Genomic DNA, 243 nt, shown 5'->3' with positions numbered 1-243 from the left:
GAGAATCCGGGTCGGTTCCGAACAGGAGGATCGCGATCTCTTCAGCCACGACCTCCCACTCAATCCCGGATTCGTTGCCGTCGTCGGGAACAAGGGTCAAGGCAAGTCCGCGCTCCTCGACTGCATCGCACTCGGCGGGAACTCGTCACGTAGTAGCGAGTTCGCCTTCCTGAGCCCCACTCGGTTCCTCAGTCCTCAGAACCAGAAGGTCGCGAGGGAGTATCACGCGGAACTCGTCTGGGC

It is taken from the genome of Aurantimicrobium sp. (assembly GCF_036667855.1).
Classification (GTDB): Bacteria; Actinomycetota; Actinomycetes; order Actinomycetales; family Microbacteriaceae; genus Aurantimicrobium.
This window is presented reverse-complemented; position numbering follows the sequence as displayed.